The 23,167-nt window shown below is 44.7% G+C and carries 29 protein-coding genes; 28 read left to right on the top strand and 1 reads right to left on the bottom strand.

Annotated elements, in window-relative coordinates; all coding sequences use genetic code 11:
• Window positions 1-114: 114 nt before the first annotated feature.
• The 18 genes from spoIIR to WA279_RS15630 all read left to right on the top strand — a co-directional run bounded on the left by spoIIR (window position 115) and on the right by WA279_RS15630 (window position 14,396).
• Window positions 115-789, top strand: coding sequence for a stage II sporulation protein R (spoIIR, locus tag WA279_RS15715; protein ID WP_336155937.1), 675 nt, complete (start codon window positions 115-117; stop codon window positions 787-789).
• A 66-nt stretch (window positions 790-855) separates the two neighbouring features.
• Entirely contained in the window at window positions 856-1,299 is a 444-nt protein-coding gene (locus WA279_RS15710) for a hypothetical protein (protein WP_336155936.1), read from the top strand.
• 156 nt (window positions 1,300-1,455) lie between these two features.
• Window positions 1,456-2,496, top strand: coding sequence for an L-threonylcarbamoyladenylate synthase (locus tag WA279_RS15705; protein ID WP_336155935.1), 1,041 nt, complete (start codon window positions 1,456-1,458; stop codon window positions 2,494-2,496).
• A 78-nt stretch (window positions 2,497-2,574) separates the two neighbouring features.
• Window positions 2,575-3,132 carry a manganese efflux pump MntP gene (locus tag WA279_RS15700; RefSeq protein ID WP_003227661.1) on the top strand — a complete coding sequence of 186 codons (558 nt, stop codon included), beginning with the start codon at window positions 2,575-2,577 and terminating at the stop codon, window positions 3,130-3,132.
• Window positions 3,133-3,207: 75 nt separating this feature from the next.
• The gene (prpB, locus tag WA279_RS15695) at window positions 3,208-3,660 is read left to right on the top strand and encodes a protein arginine phosphatase PrpB (protein ID WP_014481190.1); all 453 of its coding nucleotides are present in this window, start codon (window positions 3,208-3,210) and stop codon (window positions 3,658-3,660) included.
• A gap of 156 nt (window positions 3,661-3,816) precedes the next feature.
• Window positions 3,817-4,266 carry a ribose 5-phosphate isomerase B gene (rpiB, locus tag WA279_RS15690; RefSeq protein WP_003221910.1) on the top strand — a complete coding sequence of 150 codons (450 nt, stop codon included), beginning with the start codon at window positions 3,817-3,819 and terminating at the stop codon, window positions 4,264-4,266.
• Between the two features lie 12 nt (window positions 4,267-4,278).
• On the top strand, window positions 4,279-4,821 hold the full coding sequence (locus tag WA279_RS15685; protein ID WP_336155934.1) for a TIGR01440 family protein: 543 nt from the start codon (window positions 4,279-4,281) through the stop codon (window positions 4,819-4,821).
• 206 nt (window positions 4,822-5,027) lie between these two features.
• Entirely contained in the window at window positions 5,028-6,275 is a 1,248-nt protein-coding gene (gene glyA / locus WA279_RS15680) for a serine hydroxymethyltransferase (protein ID WP_336155933.1), read from the top strand.
• A 134-nt stretch (window positions 6,276-6,409) separates the two neighbouring features.
• Window positions 6,410-7,039: a uracil phosphoribosyltransferase gene (upp, locus tag WA279_RS15675; RefSeq protein WP_336155932.1), complete on the top strand. Its 630-nt coding sequence runs from the start codon at window positions 6,410-6,412 to the stop codon at window positions 7,037-7,039.
• A gap of 422 nt (window positions 7,040-7,461) precedes the next feature.
• Window positions 7,462-7,845 carry an ATP synthase subunit I gene (atpI, locus tag WA279_RS15670; protein WP_003243159.1) on the top strand — a complete coding sequence of 128 codons (384 nt, stop codon included), beginning with the start codon at window positions 7,462-7,464 and terminating at the stop codon, window positions 7,843-7,845.
• A 7-nt stretch (window positions 7,846-7,852) separates the two neighbouring features.
• Window positions 7,853-8,587: a F0F1 ATP synthase subunit A gene (atpB, locus tag WA279_RS15665; RefSeq protein ID WP_003242621.1), complete on the top strand. Its 735-nt coding sequence runs from the start codon at window positions 7,853-7,855 to the stop codon at window positions 8,585-8,587.
• Between the two features lie 45 nt (window positions 8,588-8,632).
• A complete protein-coding gene (gene atpE / locus WA279_RS15660; protein ID WP_003151167.1) occupies window positions 8,633-8,845 on the top strand; it encodes a F0F1 ATP synthase subunit C in 213 nt (70 codons plus the stop codon).
• Between the two features lie 162 nt (window positions 8,846-9,007).
• Window positions 9,008-9,520, top strand: a complete 513-nt coding sequence (gene atpF / locus WA279_RS15655) for a F0F1 ATP synthase subunit B (protein WP_003244051.1) — start codon at window positions 9,008-9,010, stop codon at window positions 9,518-9,520.
• Window positions 9,517-10,062, top strand: a complete 546-nt coding sequence (locus WA279_RS15650) for a F0F1 ATP synthase subunit delta (RefSeq protein ID WP_003227679.1) — start codon at window positions 9,517-9,519, stop codon at window positions 10,060-10,062. Before atpF ends, WA279_RS15650 begins: the two co-directional genes overlap by 4 nt.
• 16 nt (window positions 10,063-10,078) lie before the next feature.
• Entirely contained in the window at window positions 10,079-11,587 is a 1,509-nt protein-coding gene (gene atpA, locus WA279_RS15645) for a F0F1 ATP synthase subunit alpha (protein ID WP_014478256.1), read from the top strand.
• A gap of 76 nt (window positions 11,588-11,663) precedes the next feature.
• Window positions 11,664-12,527, top strand: coding sequence for an ATP synthase F1 subunit gamma (atpG, locus tag WA279_RS15640; protein WP_003244388.1), 864 nt, complete (start codon window positions 11,664-11,666; stop codon window positions 12,525-12,527).
• A 25-nt stretch (window positions 12,528-12,552) separates the two neighbouring features.
• Window positions 12,553-13,974, top strand: coding sequence for a F0F1 ATP synthase subunit beta (gene atpD, locus WA279_RS15635; protein WP_003227686.1), 1,422 nt, complete (start codon window positions 12,553-12,555; stop codon window positions 13,972-13,974).
• Window positions 13,975-13,997: 23 nt separating this feature from the next.
• Complete coding sequence (locus WA279_RS15630) at window positions 13,998-14,396, top strand: F0F1 ATP synthase subunit epsilon (protein ID WP_014478254.1); 399 nt, start codon at window positions 13,998-14,000, stop codon at window positions 14,394-14,396.
• A 33-nt stretch (window positions 14,397-14,429) separates the two neighbouring features.
• On the opposite strand, the gene WA279_RS15625 is transcribed toward WA279_RS15630, so the two are convergent.
• Complete coding sequence (locus WA279_RS15625) at window positions 14,430-14,903, bottom strand: hypothetical protein (protein ID WP_100505929.1); 474 nt, start codon at window positions 14,901-14,903, stop codon at window positions 14,430-14,432.
• A gap of 169 nt (window positions 14,904-15,072) precedes the next feature.
• Between WA279_RS15625 and WA279_RS15620 the strand changes: the two genes are divergently transcribed.
• The 10 genes from WA279_RS15620 (at window position 15,073) to moaA (ending at window position 23,123) form a co-directional block, all read left to right on the top strand.
• A complete protein-coding gene (locus WA279_RS15620; protein ID WP_336155931.1) occupies window positions 15,073-15,303 on the top strand; it encodes a DUF1146 family protein in 231 nt (76 codons plus the stop codon).
• A gap of 124 nt (window positions 15,304-15,427) precedes the next feature.
• Window positions 15,428-16,168 carry a YwmB family TATA-box binding protein gene (locus WA279_RS15615; protein ID WP_015483817.1) on the top strand — a complete coding sequence of 247 codons (741 nt, stop codon included), beginning with the start codon at window positions 15,428-15,430 and terminating at the stop codon, window positions 16,166-16,168.
• A 33-nt stretch (window positions 16,169-16,201) separates the two neighbouring features.
• Window positions 16,202-17,512, top strand: coding sequence for a UDP-N-acetylglucosamine 1-carboxyvinyltransferase (gene murA / locus WA279_RS15610; protein ID WP_003227695.1), 1,311 nt, complete (start codon window positions 16,202-16,204; stop codon window positions 17,510-17,512).
• A gap of 195 nt (window positions 17,513-17,707) precedes the next feature.
• Window positions 17,708-18,739 (top strand): stage II sporulation protein D, encoded by a 1,032-nt coding sequence (spoIID, locus tag WA279_RS15605; protein WP_015714866.1) that lies wholly within the window; start codon window positions 17,708-17,710, stop codon window positions 18,737-18,739.
• A 384-nt stretch (window positions 18,740-19,123) separates the two neighbouring features.
• Entirely contained in the window at window positions 19,124-19,807 is a 684-nt protein-coding gene (locus WA279_RS15600) for a vWA domain-containing protein (protein WP_003227700.1), read from the top strand.
• 130 nt (window positions 19,808-19,937) lie between these two features.
• Window positions 19,938-20,078: a hypothetical protein gene (locus WA279_RS15595; protein ID WP_336155928.1), complete on the top strand. Its 141-nt coding sequence runs from the start codon at window positions 19,938-19,940 to the stop codon at window positions 20,076-20,078.
• Window positions 20,079-20,130: 52 nt separating this feature from the next.
• Window positions 20,131-20,805, top strand: a complete 675-nt coding sequence (locus WA279_RS15590; RefSeq protein WP_003243553.1) for a vWA domain-containing protein — start codon at window positions 20,131-20,133, stop codon at window positions 20,803-20,805.
• A gap of 94 nt (window positions 20,806-20,899) precedes the next feature.
• Window positions 20,900-21,061, top strand: coding sequence for a hypothetical protein (locus WA279_RS15585; protein ID WP_003227706.1), 162 nt, complete (start codon window positions 20,900-20,902; stop codon window positions 21,059-21,061).
• A gap of 232 nt (window positions 21,062-21,293) precedes the next feature.
• Window positions 21,294-22,082 carry a formate dehydrogenase accessory sulfurtransferase FdhD gene (gene fdhD / locus WA279_RS15580; RefSeq protein WP_326208728.1) on the top strand — a complete coding sequence of 263 codons (789 nt, stop codon included), beginning with the start codon at window positions 21,294-21,296 and terminating at the stop codon, window positions 22,080-22,082.
• 15 nt (window positions 22,083-22,097) lie between these two features.
• Window positions 22,098-23,123, top strand: a complete 1,026-nt coding sequence (gene moaA / locus WA279_RS15575; protein WP_003243488.1) for a GTP 3',8-cyclase MoaA — start codon at window positions 22,098-22,100, stop codon at window positions 23,121-23,123.
• The last annotated feature ends 44 nt before the right edge of the window (window positions 23,124-23,167 follow it).

Raw genomic sequence — 23,167 nt, 5'->3', positions numbered from 1 at the left:
CCATAAATAAGATTAACAGCTTGCTAGATTTTTTTCACCCTGCACGTTTACCCCCGGCTCTCCTTGTCCATAATAGGGCTAGAAACAAAGCACGGAGAGGAACGGTGGGGACCGATGAAAAAAACAGTAATCATTTGTATATATATCTTTCTTTTATTATCTGGAGCGCTCGTAGGGCTGGCAAAAGAAGAGACGGCACAAAAATCGGAAAATCAGCCGGTGGTCATACCGGATCAGGCGATTCGTTTGAGAATATTGGCAAACAGCGATAGTGATCAAGACCAGCAATTAAAACGTCATATAAGAGACGCGGTGAATAAAGAAATCACAGCTTGGGTAAAGGATATTACTTCTATTGAAGAAGCGCGTCGCGTGATTCGTTCAAAGCTGCCTGAAATCAAAGCAATTGCAAAGGAAACAATGGAGAAAGAAGGAGCGAATCAGTCGATATCCGTTGATTTTGACAAAATCTCGTTTCCGACAAAGCTTTACGGCAACATGGTATATCCCGCTGGTGAGTATGAAGCGATTTTGATTACGCTTGGAAACGGAGACGGCGCCAACTGGTGGTGTGTGCTATTCCCGCCCCTCTGCTTTCTTGATTTTTCTAACGGGGAAGCCGTCAAAGAACAAGAAGATAAAGAAGCCTCAAAAAAGCAGACTGAAAAAGTGCTTGAGGACGTAACCGCTAAAGCGGAAAAAGCCAAAAAAGAAGAGAATGAAGAAAAAGAAGACGGCACAGAAGTGAAATTCTTTTTAGTCGAATGGATTTCCGACCTTTTTTCCTAATCATCTGGTCTAAAAATAGATTTGCCTCATAGATTGGAAGAAAGAACGCAAAAACGGGGTGAACGGATGTTTTATCAACTGCGGGTGGCAAGGGAAAAAGACGGAGATGTGCTCGAGGCATTTTTAAAACAGGCAAAAACCAGCTATGAAGGCGTGAAAGAAGGCTTCACTCAATTTCTTATGCTGGAGGACAGTGAGAAAAACATTGCCGGATGCCTCGGTATTGAAAAAATAAGCTGTGACCAGGGGCTGCTGCGATCACTTGTCATATCGGACAAGCTTCACCAAGGCCACATCGTCACGCTTTTTCAAAGCATGGAGGTGCTGTGCGAAAAGCATCAGATCAAAACCGTGTACCTAGTAGCAAATCAGCATTCCTCTGCGGACTTTCTGATGGCCATGGGTTTTGAAAGAGCTGAGAGTGTACCGGAGGAGCTGTTTTCTTCTGATCACTTCTGTGAATCGCGGCAAACAGAAGGAGCCGTTTTAATGAAAAAAGCGTCTGGATAAGTGCAGTTTATACACATACTTATCCACTTCTTTATTAGCGTTGTCCACAATTTGTGGATAACGCTTGTTTTATTACAGGACATCTTTTATACTTTCAAAAGGATTACACGCGTAAAACAATCGTTTTATTGTTGTGAATAAGGAGTTTGGTTAGAAATGAAAACGAAAAGATGGTTTGTGGATGTAACTGACGAGTTATCCACAAATGATCCACAAATTGCACAAGCAGCCGCTTTGCTCCGAGAAAATGAGGTCGTTGCCTTTCCGACAGAAACAGTATATGGCCTAGGCGCAAACGCAAAAAATACGGATGCCGTCAAAAAAATATATGAGGCGAAAGGGCGGCCGAGCGATAATCCCCTGATTGTCCACATTGCGGATATCAGCCAGCTTGAGGATTTAACGGGCCCGGCGTCGGAAAAGGCGAAAACATTGATGAAACGGTTTTGGCCGGGAGCACTTACGCTCATTCTGCCTTGCAAACCTGATGCGCTTTCACCTCGTGTAACGGCAGGTCTTGAAACGGTTGCCATTAGAATGCCGGATCATCCGCTTGCCCTTGCATTGATTCGCGAATCGGGACTGCCGATTGCAGCACCGAGCGCCAATCTATCAGGCAAGCCAAGTCCCACAAAAGCGGAGCATGTGGCTCACGACTTGGATGGCCGCATAGCTGGTATTATGGATGGAGGCCCTACCGGAATCGGGGTCGAATCAACCGTGCTTTCATGTGCGGACGACATCCCTGTTCTCTTGCGTCCTGGCGGCATTACGAAGGAACAAATTGAAGCGGTGATCGGGCCGATCCATGTGGATAAAGGGCTCAGCGACCAAAACGAGAAGCCGATTTCTCCAGGGATGAAATATACACATTATGCGCCGACAGCGCCTCTTGCCATTTGCGAAGGCAGCCCAGAGCGCATTCAGCACCTCATTCAAGAATATCAACAGGGCGGAAGACGGGTCGGTGTCCTGACGACAGAAGAAAACGCGGGCGTTTATTCCGCTGATTATGTGAAGAGCTGCGGAAGACGGGCTCAGCTTGAGACTGTTGCGGCAGGGCTGTATGATGCTTTGCGCAGCTTTGATGAGAATAAGGTGGATTTCATTATAGCGGAATCCTTTCCGGATACAGGTGTCGGTCTTGCTATTATGAACAGGCTGATGAAAGCCGCCGGAGGAAGAGTGATTCGCTGAAAGCAGTCAGATGTTCTAACCCTTTTTGGACACGCATAGGCTAAAAAAGCGGGGCGTGTCCAAGGGGGTTATTTATGTATGTCGGATTTGTTTATAGGCGAACTGATTACATTAAGCATCATGGCGTTTGCTTTAGGGATGGATGCTTTTTCTGTCGGCCTTGGAATGGGAATGGTCAAACTTAGAAAGAAGCAGATATTCTATATTGGTTTCATCATCGGCCTCTTTCACGTCATCATGCCTCTCGCAGGGATGGCGGCCGGTAACATGCTGTCAGGGCTCCTCGGCGTGTTAGCGGTTTATATCGGTGGGGCGCTGCTTTTTGTTCTTGGGGTTCAAATGCTTATGGCCTCTTTTAAACAGTCAGAAGAACGATTCATGTCACCGGCAGGACCGGGATTATTGCTGTTTGCCATCGGCGTCAGCCTTGACAGCTTTTCCGTCGGCTTGAGCTTGGGGATATACGGCTCGCATCCGCTCCTCACAATTACCCTGTTCGGGCTGTTCAGCATGATGTTGACATGGCTGGGCCTGCTGGTCGGAAAACAAGTGCAGTCTTGGCTTGGCACATACAGCGAAGCGCTCGGGGGCATCATATTAATCGTGTTTGGATTAAAGCTGCTTTTGCCAATTTAATATACCAATAAAAGAAACGAAGTCGCCGTTTCTTTTTTCTTCATATATAATAGAGAAAAATAAGGGGTGACTGACATGGATATTATTTTTGTCTGTACTGGAAATACGTGCCGCAGCCCAATGGCTGAGGCGCTTTTTAAATCAATTGCAGAAATGGAAGGGCTGAATGTCAATGTCCGCTCTGCAGGCGTGTTTGCTTCACCTAATGGGAAAGCGACGCCTCATGCAGTCGAAGCGCTGTTTGAAAAACACATTGCCCTTAATCATGTGTCTTCTCCATTAACTGAAGAACTTATGGAATCGGCTGATTTGGTTCTGGCTATGACCCATCAGCACAAACAGATCATTGCCAGCCAATTTGGACGTTATCGTGATAAAGTGTTTACGTTAAAAGAATATGTTACAGGCAGCCATGGTGATGTCATCGATCCGTTCGGCGGCTCAATTGACATCTATAAACAAACGCGAGATGAGCTTGAAGAGCTTCTTCGGCAGCTGGCAAAACAGCTGAAAAAAGACCGCAGATAAGTTGTCAGAAAATCTGCAAACAGGTCATTTGCAAATCCTGCGTGAAGGAGTAGAATATAGTGAAAAGCACATCATATGGTGTGAATCAAAGAGCGGACAGGCTGCGCGGTCAATAAAGCGGGCGGGCCGCATCACACACGCTGGGAGGAAAAGCAGATGAAAGTAGCCATTGCATCGGATCATGGCGGCGTTCACATTCGTAATGAAATCAAAGAGTTAATGGACGAATTGCAAATTGAATATATTGATATGGGCTGTGACTGCGGCAGCGGCTCTGTCGATTATCCGGATTATGCTTTTCCGGTGGCCGAAAAAGTGGTTAGCGGCGAAGTTGACAGAGGCATTTTAATTTGCGGGACAGGCATCGGCATGAGCATTTCCGCTAATAAAGTAAAAGGGATTCGCTGCGCGCTGGCGCACGATACCTTCAGCGCGAAGGCGACGAGGGAGCATAATGACACAAACATCCTTGCGATGGGTGAACGGGTGATCGGACCTGGTTTGGCTCGGGAAATCGCAAAAATCTGGCTGACTACTGAGTTTACCGGGGGAAGACACCAAACGCGTATTGGGAAAATCTCAGATTATGAAGAGAAAAACCTGTAGGGGTGCTGTTTAATGAATGAGTTGAAACAAACGTGGAAGACGATGCTGTCTGAGTTTCAGGACCAAGCGGAATTGAAACAAGATCAGCTCTTCGTCCTTGGATGCAGCACGAGCGAAGTGGCCGGCAGCCGGATCGGCACATCGGGCAGTGTAGATATCGCTGAAAGCATCTACAGCGGACTTGCTGAGCTCCGGGAAAAAACGGGAATCCATCTGGCGTTTCAATGCTGCGAGCATTTAAACAGAGCGCTTGTCGTCGAAGCAGAAACAGCCAAGCTGTTCAGGCTTCCAACCGTTTCTGCCGTGCCCGTTCCAAGAGCGGGCGGAGCGATGGCGTCTTATGCGTTTAAGCAGATGAAGTCTCCTGTTCTTGTTGAAACCATTCAGGCTGACGCCGGGATTGATATAGGCGATACGTTTATCGGCATGCATCTGAAGCCGGTGGCTGTCCCTGTGCGTGTCTCTCAAAACAGCCTCGGTTCAGCTCATGTGACATTGGCGCGTACACGGCCGAAACTAATCGGCGGAGTGCGGGCGGTTTATGAGTGCGAATGAAAGGACTGCATAGCCAGTCTTTTCTTTTATTTTAAGACAGTGAAATAAATTCCGAACTTTAAATTAAATTTAAGTTATTAATATTCGTTTTTACCAATAAAAATTTAGATTTTTTAAAAATAATCTTTTACATCGGCCTTAAAAACCATGTACAATAGTGATGGTAAAAACAAAGAACAGGATACGGATAGGAGAGGATCTCGCTGATGAAACATTTACCTGCGCAAGACGAACAAGTGTTTAACGCCATTAAAAATGAGCGTGAACGCCAACAGACTAAGATCGAATTGATTGCTTCTGAGAACTTTGTAAGTGAAGCGGTTATGGAAGCACAAGGATCTGTTTTGACAAATAAATACGCAGAAGGATATCCGGGCAAACGCTACTACGGCGGATGCGAGCACGTCGATGTCGTTGAAGATATCGCTCGTGACCGCGCGAAGGAAATCTTTGGAGCGGAGCATGTAAACGTTCAGCCTCATTCAGGCGCACAAGCAAACATGGCAGTGTACTTCACGATTTTGGAGCAAGGCGATACTGTACTTGGGATGAACCTCTCCCACGGCGGCCATTTAACACACGGAAGCCCAGTCAACTTCAGCGGTGTTCAATATAACTTTGTTGAGTACGGCGTAGATAAAGAAACTCAATATATTGATTACGATGACGTGCGTGAAAAAGCCCTCGCTCATAAACCGAAGCTTATCGTAGCAGGAGCAAGTGCGTATCCTCGTACAATCGACTTTAAGAAATTCCGTGAAATTGCTGATGAAGTCGGCGCTTACTTCATGGTGGATATGGCACATATCGCAGGACTTGTTGCGGCAGGCCTTCATCCAAACCCGGTTCCTTACGCTGATTTCGTTACAACAACAACACATAAAACACTTCGCGGTCCTCGAGGCGGTATGATCCTTTGCCGTGAAGAGTTTGGCAAGAAAATTGATAAATCGATCTTCCCTGGAATTCAAGGCGGCCCGCTGATGCACGTTATTGCCGCAAAAGCTGTTTCATTCGGTGAAGTATTGCAGGACGATTTCAAAACATATGCAGAAAACGTCATTTCAAACGCGAAACGTCTGGCTGAAGCCTTAACGAAAGAAGGCATCAAGCTCGTTTCAGGCGGAACAGACAACCACCTTATCCTTGTTGACCTTCGTTCGCTCGGACTGACTGGTAAGGTTGCAGAGCATGTACTTGATGAAATCGGTATTACGTCTAACAAAAACGCGATTCCATATGATCCTGAAAAACCTTTCGTAACAAGCGGCATCCGTCTTGGAACAGCTGCTGTAACCAGCCGCGGTTTTGACGGAGACGCATTAGATGAAGTCGGTGCTATCATTGCGCTTGCATTGAAAAACCACGAAGATGAAGGAAAACTTGAAGAAGCAAGACAGCGTGTAGCTGCTCTGACTGATAAATTTCCTTTATATAAAGAATTAGATTATTAAGATCCTAAAACCCGCTGGGGCTTATGCCCGGCGGGTTTTTTGACGATGTTCTTGAAACTCAATGTCTTTTTTTGTAGAATCAATAGAAGTGTGTAATTGTTGATGGGACAATAAAAAAGGAGCTGAAACACAGTATGGGAAAGGTTTATGTATTTGATCATCCTTTAATTCAGCACAAGCTGACATATATACGGAATGAAAATACAGGTACGAAGGATTTTAGAGAGTTAGTAGATGAAGTGGCCACACTCATGGCATTTGAAATTACCCGCGATCTTCCTCTGGAAGAAGTGGATATCAATACACCGGTTCAGGCTGCGAAGTCGAAAATCATCTCAGGGAAAAAACTCGGAGTGGTTCCTATCCTCAGAGCAGGATTGGGAATGGTTGACGGCATTTTAAAGCTGATACCTGCAGCAAAAGTGGGACATGTCGGCCTTTACCGTGATCCAGAAACCTTAAAACCCGTGGAATACTATGTCAAGCTTCCTTCTGATGTGGAAGAGCGTGAATTCATCGTGGTTGACCCGATGCTCGCTACGGGCGGTTCCGCAGTTGAAGCCATTCACAGCCTTAAAAAACGCGGTGCGAAAAATATCCGTTTCATGTGTCTTGTAGCAGCGCCGGAGGGTGTGGAAGAATTGCAGAAGCATCATTCGGACGTTGATATTTACATTGCGGCGCTAGATGAAAAATTAAATGAAAAAGGATATATTGTTCCAGGTCTCGGAGATGCGGGTGACCGCATGTTTGGAACAAAATAAAAAATGAAATCCCCAAAAGGGGGTTTCATTTTTTTATCCAGTTTTTTGCTATTCGGTGAATCTGTATACAATTATAGGTGAAAATGTGAACATTCTGTGGAGACGTAAAGTATAAAAAGTTTTTTAACTTTAAACAGATTGACACATGTTAGGGGCTATTGTATGCTAAACGAGGGTATTATGAGAAGGTTTTCATAGCTTTCATTATAGTCCTCATCCTCAATGTAAATCCTCTCAGCAAACCCGTATTATGAGGATTTATTTAAGCGAATGAAACAGCATCCCTGCAAGGCTTGCGGATGAATGATTTTTTCGAACAGGCCCGTTTTGCCGGTCAAAAAAGGTCTTCTACTAAGGGTTAACCGCTGATTTTTGCCGTATCCAAGCTATACATTATTTTTTCATCAGGAGACAGATAATTGATGGACGATCCCAAGCTTACATTTAGCAGACAACGCAAATATTTATTGTTCATTTTGGCAGTGTATGTACTGGGTTATGGTTTAACAGCGTATAAAACCGTTTTTTTAGGCCTTATTCTGGGAACTGTTTTCAGTTTGTTTAATTTTTTACTGCTCGTCAGGAGAATGAATGCTTTTGACAGAGCTGTTGAGAAAGGAAAGTCCATACGATCTCTCGGGAGCGCAGCGCGGTGGTGCAATGCGATTCTTGCTGTGGCTGTTGCCTATAAAAATCCCGAATACTTTCATATGGCAAGTACAGTTATTGGATTAATGACAATATACCCTGTCATTATGATAGATTCCTTTATCCAGCTTAAACGTTCATCAATGGAAGAGAGGTGAAAACCCTTTGAATCATGGTTACAGAACTATAGAATTTCTAGGTCTTACTTTTAATCTGACAAACATTCTGATGATTACTGTGGCGAGTGTGATTGTTTTATTGATTGCTATATTGACGACAAGAACGCTTTCGATCCGTCCCGGAAAAGCCCAGAACTTTATGGAATGGATTGTTGATTTCGTCCGCAATATTATTGGCAGTACAATGGATTTAAAAACAGGGGCTAACTTCTTGGCACTTGGTGTCACATTGCTGATGTACATATTTGTGTCGAATATGCTGGGGCTGCCGTTCTCTATTACAATCGGACATGAGCTCTGGTGGAAGTCTCCGACAGCCGATCCTGCCATTACATTAACGCTAGCCGTGATGGTTGTTGCTTTAACCCACTACTATGGTGTGAAGATGAAAGGGCTCAAGGAATATTCCAAAGACTATTTAAGACCTGTTCCATTCATGCTCCCGATGAAAATCATCGAAGAGTTTGCGAATACGCTGACTCTAGGTTTGCGGCTGTATGGTAACATCTTCGCCGGTGAGATTCTTCTCGGTCTGCTTGCGGGATTAGCAACAAGCCATTATTCGCAAAGCGTGGCTCTCGGTCTTGTCGGTACAATCGGTGCCATTCTGCCGATGCTGGCATGGCAAGCATTCAGTTTATTTATTGGTGCTATCCAGGCATTTATCTTTACAATGCTGACGATGGTGTACATGTCTCATAAAATCAGTCATGATCATTAAAACATTATATCCAAACGGATAACATTTTAAAGGAGGAACTTTTTCATGAATTTAATAGCAGCTGCGATTGCAATTGGTTTAGGCGCACTTGGTGCAGGTATTGGTAACGGTTTGATTGTTTCACGTACGGTAGAGGGGATTGCCCGTCAGCCGGAAGCAGGTAAAGAACTGAGAACTCTTATGTTCATGGGTATCGCATTAGTTGAAGCCCTTCCTATTATCGCTGTCGTTATCGCATTCTTAGCGTTCTTTGGCTAAGCATAAAAGCCTTATATGAACTAAAAATGGCGAAGATCATTCCAAGAGAACCTTCGCCATTGCTTTATGTCTGATAAGCATCCCGCCTTGCCGGCTGAAAAGAGACAAGTGCGGCTGCTGGATCAGCAAAGAAAAACCTGCAGAAGGGAGTTGCCGTAGTAGATGTCTCAATTACCACTTGAACTAGGATTGTCGTTTAACGGCGGAGATATCCTGTTCCAACTGTTAGCTATGTTAATCTTATTAGCGCTTCTGAAGAAATACGCTTTAGGGCCGCTATTAAACATAATGAAACAGCGTGAAGACCACATCGCTGGAGAAATTACGTCTGCTGAAGAAAAAAATAAAGAAGCGCAGCAGCTGATTGAAGAGCAGCGCGTTCTTTTAAAAGAAGCAAGACAGGAATCCCAAACTCTTATCGAAAACGCAAAGAAACTGGGAGAGAAGCAAAAAGAAGAGATTATTCAGGCTGCACGTGCAGAATCTGAACGTCTGAAAGAAGCAGCAAGAACTGAAATCGTGAAGGAAAAAGAACAGGCGGTTTCTGCTCTCCGTGAGCAAGTAGCGTCTCTTTCTGTCATGATTGCGTCGAAAGTGATCGAAAAAGAACTGGATGAACAAGCGCAAGAGAAATTGATCCAGGACTATCTTAAAGAGGTAGGAGAAAGCCGATGAGTGGATCAGCTGTCTCTAAACGATATGCATCAGCTCTTTTTGATATAGCCAATGAGTCCGCTCAGCTGAATCAAGTAGAAGAAGAGCTAACTGTTGTAAAACAAGTATTTCAAAATGAAAAAGCGCTTAATGATGTGTTGAACCATCCGAAGGTGCCGGCTGCGAAGAAAAAAGAGCTGATCCAAAATGCATTTGGCTCTTTGTCACAGTCCGTGCTTAATACGATTTTTCTTTTGATTGACCGCCATCGTGCCGCGATTGTGCCTGAGCTCACAGATGAGTTTATCAAACTCGCAAATGAGGCCCGTCAAACAGAAGACGCAATCGTATATTCAGTGAAACCGCTGACGGATGCTGAAATTTTACCATTATCACAAGTGTTTGCAAAAAAAGCCGGAGTCGCTTCACTGAGAATCAGAAATGAAGTGCAGACGGATTTAATAGGCGGCATTAAAGTCCGCATTGGAAACCGGATTTATGACGGCAGCGTAAGCGGGAAGCTTCAGCGCATTGAACGTCAATTAGCCGGGGAAAATCGATAGAAGGGGTGAAACCTAAGTGAGCATCAAAGCTGAAGAGATTAGCACGCTGATAAAACAGCAAATACAAAATTATCAATCTGATATTGAAGTTCAAGACGTAGGTACAGTCATCCAAGTCGGTGACGGTATTGCACGTGTGCACGGCCTTGACAACTGTATGGCCGGTGAACTTGTCGAATTTTCAAACGGTGTTTTGGGTATGGCTCAAAACCTTGAGGAATCAAACGTAGGTATCGTCATCTTAGGACCTTTCAGTGAGATCCGTGAGGGAGACGAAGTAAAAAGAACAGGCCGCATCATGGAGGTTCCTGTTGGTGAAGAGTTAATCGGCCGTATTGTAAATCCGTTAGGCCAGCCGGTAGACGGACTTGGCCCGATCCTTACAAGCAAAACTCGTCCGATTGAGAGCCCTGCACCAGGCGTTATGGACCGTAAATCCGTTCATGAACCGCTTCAAACCGGTATCAAAGCGATCGATGCACTGATTCCAATCGGCCGCGGCCAGCGTGAGCTGATCATCGGTGACCGTCAAACAGGTAAAACATCTGTTGCGATCGATGCGATCCTTAACCAAAAAGACCAAGACATGATCTGCGTATATGTTGCGATCGGTCAAAAAGAATCAACAGTCCGCGGCGTAGTAGAAACATTGCGTAAACACGGCGCGCTTGATTATACAATTGTTGTAACGGCGTCTGCGTCACAGCCGGCACCGCTTCTGTACCTGGCACCGTATGCTGGGGTTACAATGGCAGAAGAATTTATGTACAGCGGCAAGCACGTTCTTGTTGTATACGATGATCTTTCTAAACAAGCGGCTGCTTACCGTGAGCTGTCCTTGCTTCTTCGCCGTCCGCCAGGCCGTGAAGCGTTCCCTGGGGATGTATTCTATCTTCATTCCCGTCTGCTTGAGCGTGCAGCAAAGCTTAGCGACGCGAAAGGCGCAGGATCAATTACAGCTCTGCCGTTCGTAGAAACACAAGCCGGAGATATCTCTGCTTATATTCCGACGAACGTCATTTCCATCACCGACGGACAGATCTTCCTGCAATCTGATTTGTTCTTCTCAGGCGTACGTCCAGCGATCAACGCCGGATTGTCTGTATCCCGTGTCGGCGGCTCAGCGCAAATCAAAGCGATGAAAAAAGTATCAGGTACTTTGCGTCTTGACCTTGCGTCATACCGTGAGCTGGAAGCATTTGCTCAATTCGGTTCTGACCTCGACCAAGCGACTCAGGCAAAACTGAACCGCGGTGCGCGTACAGTTGAAGTGCTGAAGCAGGATCTGAACAAGCCGCTTCCGGTTGAAAAGCAAGTAGCCATTCTTTATGCGCTGACAAAAGGATATCTCGATGATATTCCTGTGGCGGATATCAGACGTTTTGAAGAAGAGTACTACATGTACCTTGACCAAAACCATAAAGACCTGCTTGACGGAATTGCAAAAACAGGAAACCTTCCTGCTGATGAAGACTTCAAAGCTGCAATCGAAGGCTTCAAACGCACATTTGCACCAAGCAACTAACTCGAATGCTGATGAGAGAAAAAGGTTCTCTTTTTCTCTCTTTTTACGCAGATGAAGAGAAAAGGTGGTGAAATCTTTGGCCTCATTACGCGATATTAAGTCAAGGATCACGTCAACGAAAAAAACAAGTCAGATTACAAAAGCCATGCAGATGGTATCTGCGGCTAAGCTGAATCGTGCTGAAAACAATGCAAAATCATTTGTGCCATATATGGATAAAATCCAAGAGGTTGTGTCAAACGTCGGAAGAGTTTCCGGCAACGTGAAGCACCCGATGCTTCTCAGCAGAGAAGTGAAAAAAACGGCATACCTTGTCATTACGTCTGACCGCGGTCTTGCCGGCGCTTTTAACAGTTCGGTTTTACGGAGTGCTTATCAGGCCATGCAAGAACGTCATCAGTCTAAGGATGAGTATGCGGTGATTGCCATCGGAAGAGTGGGCCGTGATTTCTTTAAGAAACGTGAGATTCCGATCATTTCCGAGTTAACAGGACTTGGGGATGAAGTAACGTTTACAGAAATTAAAGATCTTGCCCGTCAAACGATCCAAATGTTTATAGACGGTGCGTTTGATGAATTGCACCTTGTTTATAACCATTTTGTCAGCGCCATTACTCAAGAAGTAACGGAGAAAAAACTTCTGCCGTTATCTGATTTGGGCAGCGGCGGCGGAAAAAGAACGGCGTCTTATGAATTTGAACCATCTGAAGAGGAGGTTCTGGAGGTTTTGCTTCCTCAATATGCAGAAAGCTTAATCTTCGGTGCGCTTCTTGACAGTAAAGCAAGTGAGCACGCTGCAAGAATGACGGCGATGAAAAATGCGACAGACAACGCGAAGGAACTTATCGATTCACTTTCGCTTTCTTACAACCGCGCTCGCCAAGCAGCCATCACACAAGAAATTACGGAAATTGTCGGCGGAGCAGCCGCTTTAGAATAGAAAGATTTTGTCAGGAGGGATAGCGATGAAGAAAGGACGCGTTAGCCAGGTATTAGGACCGGTCGTCGACGTGCGTTTTGAAGACGGTCACTTGCCTGAAATTTATAATGCGATTAAAATTTCACAGCCAGCTGCAAGTGAAAACGAAGTAGGTATTGATTTAACGCTTGAGGTCGCTCTTCATTTAGGTGATGATACAGTCCGTACAATCGCAATGGCATCTACAGATGGTGTTCAGCGCGGTATGGAAGCTGTAGATACAGGAGCGCCAATCTCAGTACCGGTTGGTGATGTAACACTTGGACGTGTATTTAACGTTCTCGGAGAAAATATTGATTTGAATGAGCCGGTTCCTGCGGATGCGAAAAAGGATCCGATTCACAGACAGGCGCCTTCATTCGATCAGCTTTCAACAGAAGTTGAAATTCTTGAAACAGGTATTAAAGTTGTTGATTTGCTTGCTCCTTACATTAAGGGTGGTAAAATCGGATTGTTCGGTGGTGCCGGTGTAGGTAAAACCGTATTAATCCAGGAATTAATCAACAACATCGCGCAAGAGCACGGCGGTATCTCTGTATTCGCCGGCGTAGGAGAGCGTACTCGTGAAGGAAACGACCTTTTCTACGAAATGAGTGACTCTGGCGTAATCAACAAAACAGCCATGGTATTCGGACAAATGAACGAGCCGCCGGGCGCACGTATGCGTGTTGCTTTGACAGGCCTTACAATGGCTGAGCACTTCCGTGATGTACAAGGACAGGACGTACTGTTCTTCATCGATAACATTTTCCGTTTCACACAAGCGGGTTCAGAGGTTTCAGCCCTTCTTGGCCGTATGCCTTCAGCGGTTGGTTATCAGCCGACGCTTGCAACTGAGATGGGTCAGCTCCAAGAGCGTATCACGTCTACGAACGTTGGATCAGTTACATCTATCCAGGCGATCTACGTGCCTGCCGATGACTACACTGACCCGGCGCCGGCGACAACGTTCGCTCACTTGGATGCGACAACAAACCTTGAGCGTAAATTAACTGAAATGGGTATTTACCCTGCGGTTGATCCGTTGGCATCTACATCACGCGCCCTTGCTCCTGAAATTGTCGGAGAAGAGCATTATGCGGTTGCGCGTGAAGTACAGTCAACGCTTCAGCGTTACAAAGAGCTTCAAGATATCATTGCGATTCTCGGTATGGATGAATTAGGCGAGGAAGACAAACTTGTCGTTCACCGCGCACGCCGTATCCAGTTCTTCCTTTCTCAGAACTTCCACGTGGCTGAACAGTTCACTGGACAAAAAGGTTCTTACGTGCCTGTAAAAGAGACGGTACAAGGCTTCAAAGAAATCTTAGCCGGTAAATACGACCATCTTCCAGAAGATGCGTTCCGTCTTGTAGGCCGTATCGAAGAAGTTGTTGAGAAAGCAAAAGAAATGGGTGTAGAAGTTTAATCTGGTCCTAGGAGGGTAAAAGCATGAAGACCGTTAAAGTCAATATCGTTACTCCCGACGGCCCAGTATACGATGCGGATATCGAAATGGTGAGTGTGAGAGCCGAAAGCGGCGATCTCGGTATTTTGCCAGGCCATATTCCAACCGTGGCTCCTCTTAAAATCGGCGCTGTCCGTCTGAAAAAAGACGGGCAGACTGAAATGGTTGCCGTCAGCGGCGGATTTGTCGAAGTCCGTCCTGATCAGGTCACCATCCTTGCCCAGGCTGCCGAGACAGCAGAAGGCATCGATAAAGAGCGCGCTGAAGCTGCACGCCAGCGGGCGCAGGAGCGTTTGAATTCTCAATCAGATGATACTGACATTCGTCGGGCTGAGCTTGCGTTACAGCGGGCTTTGAACAGATTGGATGTAGCAGGGAAATAAGAAAAAATCCTTCTCTTTATGAGAAGGATTTTTTTATGAACGCACAAGAGAATCAAACAGCGATAACAGCGGGCGATCCTCTTTTTGGCGCAGGTATAAACCATCACAGGCATTCATTGTATGCCACAATTTGCGATGTCTTCTAAAGCCAAGTGTATAAGCGCCGTCTTTATAGGGGTAAGGTTTTACAACCCATTCAGCATCTTCATGGCGGGCAATCACGCAATCTATAAGATAAACACTGATCATTTTCTCGAATTCTTCAATAGGAAGATTCCAATCAGCAAGCAAAAGCTCTTGTATACTTTGAAAATAAAGGTTTTCAAGCTCTTCAAGGCTTTCTCTCGTATAGGTAAGAGAAATGTTAAAAAACTGACACAATTCATTCAGTTCTTCAATCTGTGACTGTCTATAATCATAATAGAATGCAATTGCTTCCCATTCCTGATCAAAAATTGGCAGGTCCTCACCATATTGCTTTTCAGGCTGAAAAAAAGAATGATTCACATTTGCCAGCTCCTTTCCAATAAAGTATACCATGTAAAAGAATCGCACTTTAAGCGGGGATTAGCCCTAGATTTGGGTGATTATTCCGTTCTGTATAAAATGTATCATCTTTATCTGTGCTTCTTATATAATAAGAAAGGGTATGAACGCAGAGAAAGGAGTGTAATAGATGAGTGTATTGGGACAGCAGGCTGCAATCGGCATTGTCGTTCACCTGATTTTTATAGCAGTGACTTGGTGGGCGTTGCAAGCCGTCAATATAGATCCGTTAATCAAAAAAGGCAAAGTCGTGCAGACTAGACTCCTGATGATTTTGCTGACAATCGCCATTGGAACGGCCGTTGCCAATTTCTTTTTAGATTATCTCAATTATTCACAGCAGCTTCCCTATCTATTTTAATAGGTTTTGAATATAAATGGTTGGGAGAAGCGGGTTGAAGCGAATAGCTCGAGTTTTGACGAAGATTTTTACGTATGGCGCCTCTTGCCTCCGGTAAAACTGGGGATAAGGGGGAGAGATGAACATGAAGAAAAAACAAGTAAGCCACGCTATTATCATTTCCGTCATGTTAAGCTTCGTCATTGCTGTTTTCCATACCATTCATGCGAGTGAATTAACGCCGTTAGCACAAATGGCAGAGGGGATGGAACGCCAAGATGTGTCAATAGATAAGTGGACATTGCATGCAAAACAAAACATGTCACTGACCGAAAAAGAATTTTATCAAAAAGTGCAACGTTTAAAATCAGAGTATCGTCAATATGATTGGGTGATTGCACGGGAAGATAAAATGATAAAGGCAATTGGCACATATACTGACAAAAAAAATCGTACTTCTTTTAGACTGCAGCTTGTCACAACCCTCAAAAAACACAATCCAACTTCGTATTTATTATATGAGCAAATGAGTCTAGAGACACCGGATAGCTGGAATGATACATATGAACAGTTTGAACGGGAGACACTTGGGATATTCCAAGAAAAAGTAGTTATTTTTACTTGTCTAAATGGTCACTTAGATGATAATATGAATATTGTTTTGCAAAAAAAAGCAAATCAGTTATTAAATGAATTTCAAGCAAGATCAGTAGAACATGTAGTTGAGCCAAATTTCGTTTCTATTTCTGCGTTTACAGATGAGTGGGAAGAGTACATTATGACCTCGAAACATAAAATGAATTTGCAAATTGCACTTAGAAGTGCAGGAATGGGCGGAAAACATACCGTTACGGTTGGCACACCAATCGTTACGACTGAATATTAATATAGAGAATTTAGGGACGCGGAGGGGAATACCTTGGAAAAAATCATCGTCCGCGGCGGTCAGAAGTTAAACGGCACAGTCAAAGTTGAAGGCGCTAAAAATGCCGTTTTACCTGTTATCGCTGCATCTTTATTAGCAAGTGAAGAAAAAAGCGTAATTTGTGATGTACCTACGCTCTCCGATGTATATACAATTAACGAAGTGTTGCGTCATTTAGGAGCAGATGTGCATTTTGAAAATAATGAAGTGACTGTAAATGCTTCATACGCTTTGCAAACTGAAGCACCTTTTGAATATGTTCGTAAAATGCGTGCGTCTGTGCTTGTCATGGGGCCGCTTCTTGCGCGTACAGGTCATGCAAGAGTTGCACTTCCGGGCGGATGCGCAATTGGTTCCAGACCGATTGATCAGCATTTAAAAGGTTTTGAAGCAATGGGCGCAGAAATCAAAGTCGGTAATGGCTTCATTGAAGCTGAAGTAAAAGGCCGACTGCAAGGCGCAAAAATTTATCTGGACTTCCCAAGTGTAGGAGCTACAGAGAACCTGATTATGGCAGCCGCTCTAGCTGAAGGAACAACAACGCTGGAAAACGTGGCAAAAGAACCCGAAATCGTTGATTTAGCAAACTATATCAACGGCATGGGCGGAAAAATCCGCGGAGCTGGCACCGGCACCATCAAAATTGAAGGAGTCGAAAAGCTTCACGGCGTAAAACACCATATTATTCCTGACCGTATTGAAGCGGGCACATTTATGGTTGCTGCTGCAATCACTGAAGGAAACGTATTAGTAAAAGGAGCGGTTCCTGAGCACCTCACCTCTTTAATTGCAAAAATGGAAGAGATGGGTGTAACAATTAAGGATGAAGGTGAAGGCCTGCGTGTCATCGGCCCGAAAGAACTTAAACCGATTGACATCAAAACAATGCCTCACCCGGGCTTCCCGACTGATATGCAGTCACAAATGATGGCGCTTCTGCTTCGTGCAAGCGGCACAAGCATGATTACAGAAACCGTTTTTGAAAACCGTTTTATGCATGCGGAAGAATTCCGCCGTATGAATGGTGATATCAAGATTGAAGGACGTTCTGTCATCATTAACGGTCCTGTACAGCTTCAGGGAGCTGAAGTTGCAGCGACTGATTTGCGTGCAGGTGCAGCGCTGATTCTTGCGGGGTTAGTGGCTGAAGGTCACACACGTGTTACTGAATTGAAGCACTTAGACCGCGGTTACGTTGATTTCCATCAGAAGCTTGCCGCTCTGGGCGCAGACATCGAACGTGTAAATGATGAGTCTGCTTCTGAGCAAGAGAATAAAGAAGTCGTTTCTGACTTAAATGCATAAACTTACTTGAAAATCAGTATGTCACTCTGGCATACTGGTTTTTTATTTTTTGTGTATTATCATCATTATGCGCAAAATAGCAAAAAAGAATACGTAAATGACAAATAAAGTTTCTGTCCAAAACGAGAGTCATATTAGCTTGTCCCTGCCCATAGACTAGACTAGAGTCGAATCCCGAGCAGGAGGCAGCTGAATATGAAACAATTCGCAATCACACTATCCGTACTATGTGCATTGATTCTCTTGGTTCCCACACTCTTGGTTATACCATTCCAGCATAATAAGGAAGCGGGGGCCAGCGTAGAATCAGAAAAGACAGCAGTCAGCACGAAACCAGCATCGAAAGGAGCAGAAACATTGAAAGCATCACCTGTTTCTATTCCCGTCTATCGAACCGCAAATCAATCCGTAGAAGACATTCCGCTTGAAGAGTATGTGATTGGAGTCGTCGCCTCCGAAATGCCGGCAACCTTTGAATCTGAAGCACTGAAAGCCCAGGCCCTCGCCGCCAGAACATTTATTGTCAGACTGATGGTGTCGAATTCAGCGGTTGAGGCTCCTAAAGGCTCATTGGTGGATGATACACAGATGTTCCAGGTGTATAAAAACAAAGCGGAGCTGAAAAAACAGTGGGGCACAAGCTATGAGACAAAACTGAAGAAAATCACAGCTGCGGTAGCCAGTACGCAAGGCAAAATCTTAACGTACAACAACCAGCCGATTGAAGCCTCCTTTTTCTCCACAAGCAACGGCTACACAGAGAATGCAGAAGCTTATTGGACAAGTGCTATCCCATATTTAAAAAGTGTCAAAAGCCCATGGGATAAAAAGTCTCCGAAATATAAGGCAACGAAAACCTTTACAGCGGCAGAATTTCAGCAAAAGCTTGGCGTCAAGCTGGATGGATCTAGCGCAGTAGGGAAGATTACCGGCGAGACACCGGGCCATCAGGTCGCAACTGCCGTCATTAACGGCAAGACGCTGAAAGGAAGAGACATACGTGAAAAGCTGGGTCTCAACTCCGCCGATTTTGAATGGAAACGAAATGGAGACACAATTACAGTCACGACGAGAGGATTTGGCCACGGTGTGGGGATGAGCCAATACGGAGCGAATTTTATGGCCAAAGAAGGCAAAACGGTTGATGACATTGTAAAGTACTATTACCAAGGCACACAAATTTCTGAGGCAGATGCGTTTTTGAATAAATATATGGCGAAAAAGTAGAAAAAGACGCTCATTGGGCGTCTTTTTCTGTTCCTGAATATCTTTTATCTAAGAGCAGCTGAAACGGTTTAGAGGAGCTTCTGACCGTATTTAAGATCAGTCCTTTTTTCCTGATTTCAGGCTTTGAGATTGTGGTAAAGTCATCCACATTTGTCGACAGACTTCGACAGACTCATATAACGAAAGCCGAAAGGCGGACAATCTTCTCTTTTCATAGGGGCGTTAGGTGGAAATCACTAATAAAAACATAGGTTTCTATGCAAAAGTAAACAACAGCAATGGGGAAGCCCGCCCTATTTATTTCTCGGTTTTTGTTGATTACGATAGATTATGTTCAGCGTTGAACATCTGCACGCAGAAACAAATTGGTAAAGGGGTACGAGCATGAAGAAAAGATTTTCACTGATCATGATGACAGGATTGCTTTTTGGATTAACTTCACCTGCTTTTGCAGCTGAAAAGACAGAAACGGAGGCTAAAGCGCCGGCGAACGTGGCGGTCTTGCTTGATGCCAGCGGAAGTATGGCGAAAAGAATAGATGGTGTATCTAAATTTAATTCAGCCAAAAAAGAAATTTCAAAGTTTGCGAGCTCATTGCCAGAAGGAACTCAGGTGAAAATGAGCGTGTTTGGCTCTGAAGGAAACAATAAAAATTCCGGAAAAGTTCAGTCATGTGAAGCCATTCGCAACGTATACGGCTTCCAAAGCTTTAACGAGCAAAGCTTCCTCAATTCTCTCAATACAATTGGGCCGACTGGCTGGACACCAATTGCCAAAGCGCTGAACGAGGCGAAATCTTCTTTTGACCAGCTTGATGCAAAAGGGGAAAAAGTGGTGTATCTGTTGACAGACGGTGAGGAAACGTGCGGAGGAAACCCGATTAAAACAGCAAAGGAACTGCAAAAAGACAATATCACTGTTAATGTGATCGGCTTTGATTATAAAGAGGGATACAAAGGCCAGCTGAACGCAATTGCGAAAGTAGGCGGTGGTGAATACTTCCCGGCTTATACCCAAAAAGATGTTGAGAAAATTTTCACTCAGCAATCACTAATGTTATCTAAATAAGAAAAAAGAGGCTGGTGATGGTCAGCCTCTTTTTGTATGTAACAAAAACTTCAAAACTAATTAGCTGTCTGCCTGTAGCATAGTAGCAGATTTCCGTTTTTCTGTCATAATCAAGGCGAAAAAAGAATGAATGATCACACAATCTGTTGAAGCTTTCTGGGCGGAAATGGCTAAAAATGAACGGCATTTCAAGCGATTTTGGACAGATCGTGAAAGCAGTACAAAAGGCAGCATGTCCTATATCTTTTTGCATTTTCGTATTCTAGCATAAAGAAGAATCCAACATATAGTTGGAAAATATGAAAAAGAAAGGAAGTAATTATATGAAAAAGTTGCTGGCTGCCGGTATCATTGGATTGTTGACTGTTTCCATTGCCTCCCCGTCTTTTGCCGCTGAGAAACAGGCTGATACAAATGTAGCTGTTTTGTTTGACGGAAGCGGAAGCATGGTTCAAAAAACAGGAGGAGAGCGCAAAATAGACATTGCCAAAAAATCAGTAAAATCTTTTGCCGAACTTCTTCCGAAGGATACAAATCTTATGCTTCGCGTTTTCGGGCATGCAGGGAATAATAAACTGTCCGGTAAAGCCCTTTCGTGCAGTACGACGGAAACCATTTACGGCCTTCATCCATATGAAGGGTCTCTGTTTGACAATTCATTGAGTGAGCTCAAGCCGACTGGATGGACACCGATTGCCAAAGCACTTGCAGACACAAGAAAAGAATTTGAAGCATTTGACGCAGACGGGAAAAACGTGGTGTATTTAATCACTGACGGTGAAGAAACGTGCGGCGGAGACCCTGCGGCGGAAATCGAAAAGCTCCGTGCATCAAATGTGGATACGATTGTAAACATCATTGGCTTCAACTTTGATGTCAAGGGTAATGAAGAGATGAAACAAGCAGCTGTCGCTGGCGGCGGAGAATATATTTCAGCGAACAGTGCGGATGAGTTCGAACAGGCTTGGGAAAAAGAAGCACAAAAATTTACTGAGTAAGGAACCTAAAGATCAGGCGCTCCCCCAGGCGCCTTTTTTTATTGGTTTAAAAACAGTTTGGGCGGGAATGATACCCTAAAAAGGGGTTGAACATATGAAATTATTCGGAATGATTTTTCTTATAGCCACCGTTGCATTCATATTGCTTGGTGTTCTTCTAAAACTGGCAGCCTTCTTTTTTGTCAGCATTCTCACCTTGATCGCAGCTATTGTGCTGTTTACGGTTCTGAAAAAGAATCAGCATAATCAAACATAGAGTCCTTTATGCAGAGGTGTCTCAGCGTGTCGACAAGCCCAGCGTTCGTTGTAAATGCACATTGGTAAAAGGAATGGCGGCTAAATGCTTAGGCGCCCTGCCAAAACACCGCCGTCATCACATCCTGTGAAAGCCCTTTATATAGAGGGCTCTTTTTGTGTCTCAGAATTCGACAAAATCCGAGGAGTGTGAAAAAATATAAAGGCAGGAACATTGCGGAGGGGAAGAGACATTGAACGATAAAGTAACTGCGGTCAGGGATGTATGGCGCTATGAACAAGGGGAAATAAGGAAAGTAGAAGACCGGATGGTGACGGAATTCCCTTTGACAGTGATACTGAATGGCAGTGAATTTGTGACGCTTGTTTGTACGCCTGAGCATATCGAAGAGCTTGTCATCGGATTTCTCGCATCAGAGGGTGTTATACGATTTCAAAAAGAAATTAAAAGGTTTACAATAGATGAAAGTCTCGGTTTTGTATATGTCGACCTCGTTCACCCTGAGACATTGGATCAAAAGGATTATACGAAACGGGTGATCGGCTCATGCTGCGGAAAGGGCCGTCATTTTTATTTTCAGCAGGATGTCAAAACAGCCAAGACGGCTGTCAGCCAAATCAAGATATCGCCTGAGGCATGTTTGGCGCTTATGAAAGACATGCAGCAAGGGAGCGAGACGTTTCAGGATACGGGAGGCGTCCATAATGCGGCGCTTTGCGACACAGAGAAGCTTCTGTTGATGCGCACCGATATCGGTCGGCACAACGCACTTGATAAACTATACGGACACTGCCTTCTAAACGGGATGTCCGTACGTGACAAACTGATTGTGTTCAGCGGCAGAATCTCATCAGAGGTCCTGTTAAAAGCGGCCAAAATCGGCGTGTCGATTGTCATTTCCAAATCGGCCCCGACGGAGCTTGCGGTTCAAATGGCTGAAGAATTGAATATCACAGCGATTGGATTTGTCAGAAACGGATCATTTAATGTATATACACACCCTGAGAGAATCAGGGGATAGGAAGGGGCTGTAGCTATGATTACAGAGTCGCGTCAGATGTTGGATAAAAGAAACAGACCGCTGAGAGACCTTCGCATTTCTGTTACAGACCGCTGCAACTTCCGATGCACGTACTGTATGCCCGCCGAATTATTCGGCCCGGATTATCCTTTTTTAAAGAAAGAGGAGCTGCTTTCATTTGAGGAGCTGGAACGGCTTGCGACATTGTTTGTCACAAGATTTGGCGTTGAAAAAATCCGCCTGACCGGCGGAGAGCCCCTCATGAGAAAGGATATGCCGGAGTTAATCAAAAAACTGGCCCGCATACCGGGTATTCGTGACATCGCGATGACGACAAACGGATCACTGCTGCCTGTTTATGCAAAGAGGCTCAAGGAGGCTGGGCTGAAAAGGGTTACGATCAGCCTTGATTCTTTAGAAGACGAGCGTTTTAAGAAGATAAACGGGCGCGGTGTTTCTGTCAGCAAGGTGTTGGAAGGCATTGAAGCGGCGAAGCAAGCGGGGCTAGGTGTTAAAATCAATATGGTCGTTCAAAAGGGCGTCAATGAAAAAGATATACTGCCTATGGCCCGTTATTTTAAAGAAAAAGGGCATATCCTGAGATTCATTGAATTTATGGACGTAGGCAACACCAACCAATGGGAAAAGAAAGACGTCATGACAAAGGCGGAAATCATAGATTTGATCAATAAACACATGCCGGTTGAGCCGATAGCGCCTAATTATATAGGAGAAGTGGCTTCCAGATTCCGCTACTTGGACGGCTCCGGAGAAATCGGTGTTATATCATCTGTATCTGATGCGTTCTGCGGATCTTGCAACAGAGCCCGTCTTTCTGCGAGAGGAGAGCTGTTTACCTGCTTATTCGCTTCAAGCGGATTTGACCTCAGAGCTCCGGTTCGCCAGGAATTAAGTGATGACGAACTATCAGAAATGATCGGGACAGTATGGAAAAATCGGATCGATCAGTATTCAGTCGATCGTACGCTATCAAAAGCATCTGGCAAAAAGAAAGTGGAAATGTCTTATATTGGCGGTTAATTTGAAGTCAAAAGCTTATCGGCACTGTCCGGTAAGCTTTTTTA

Source organism: Bacillus sp. 204(2023) (assembly GCF_037027505.1).
In the GTDB taxonomy this organism is placed as follows: Bacteria; Bacillota; Bacilli; order Bacillales; family Bacillaceae; genus Bacillus; species Bacillus subtilis.
This window is presented reverse-complemented; position numbering and strand designations above follow the sequence as displayed.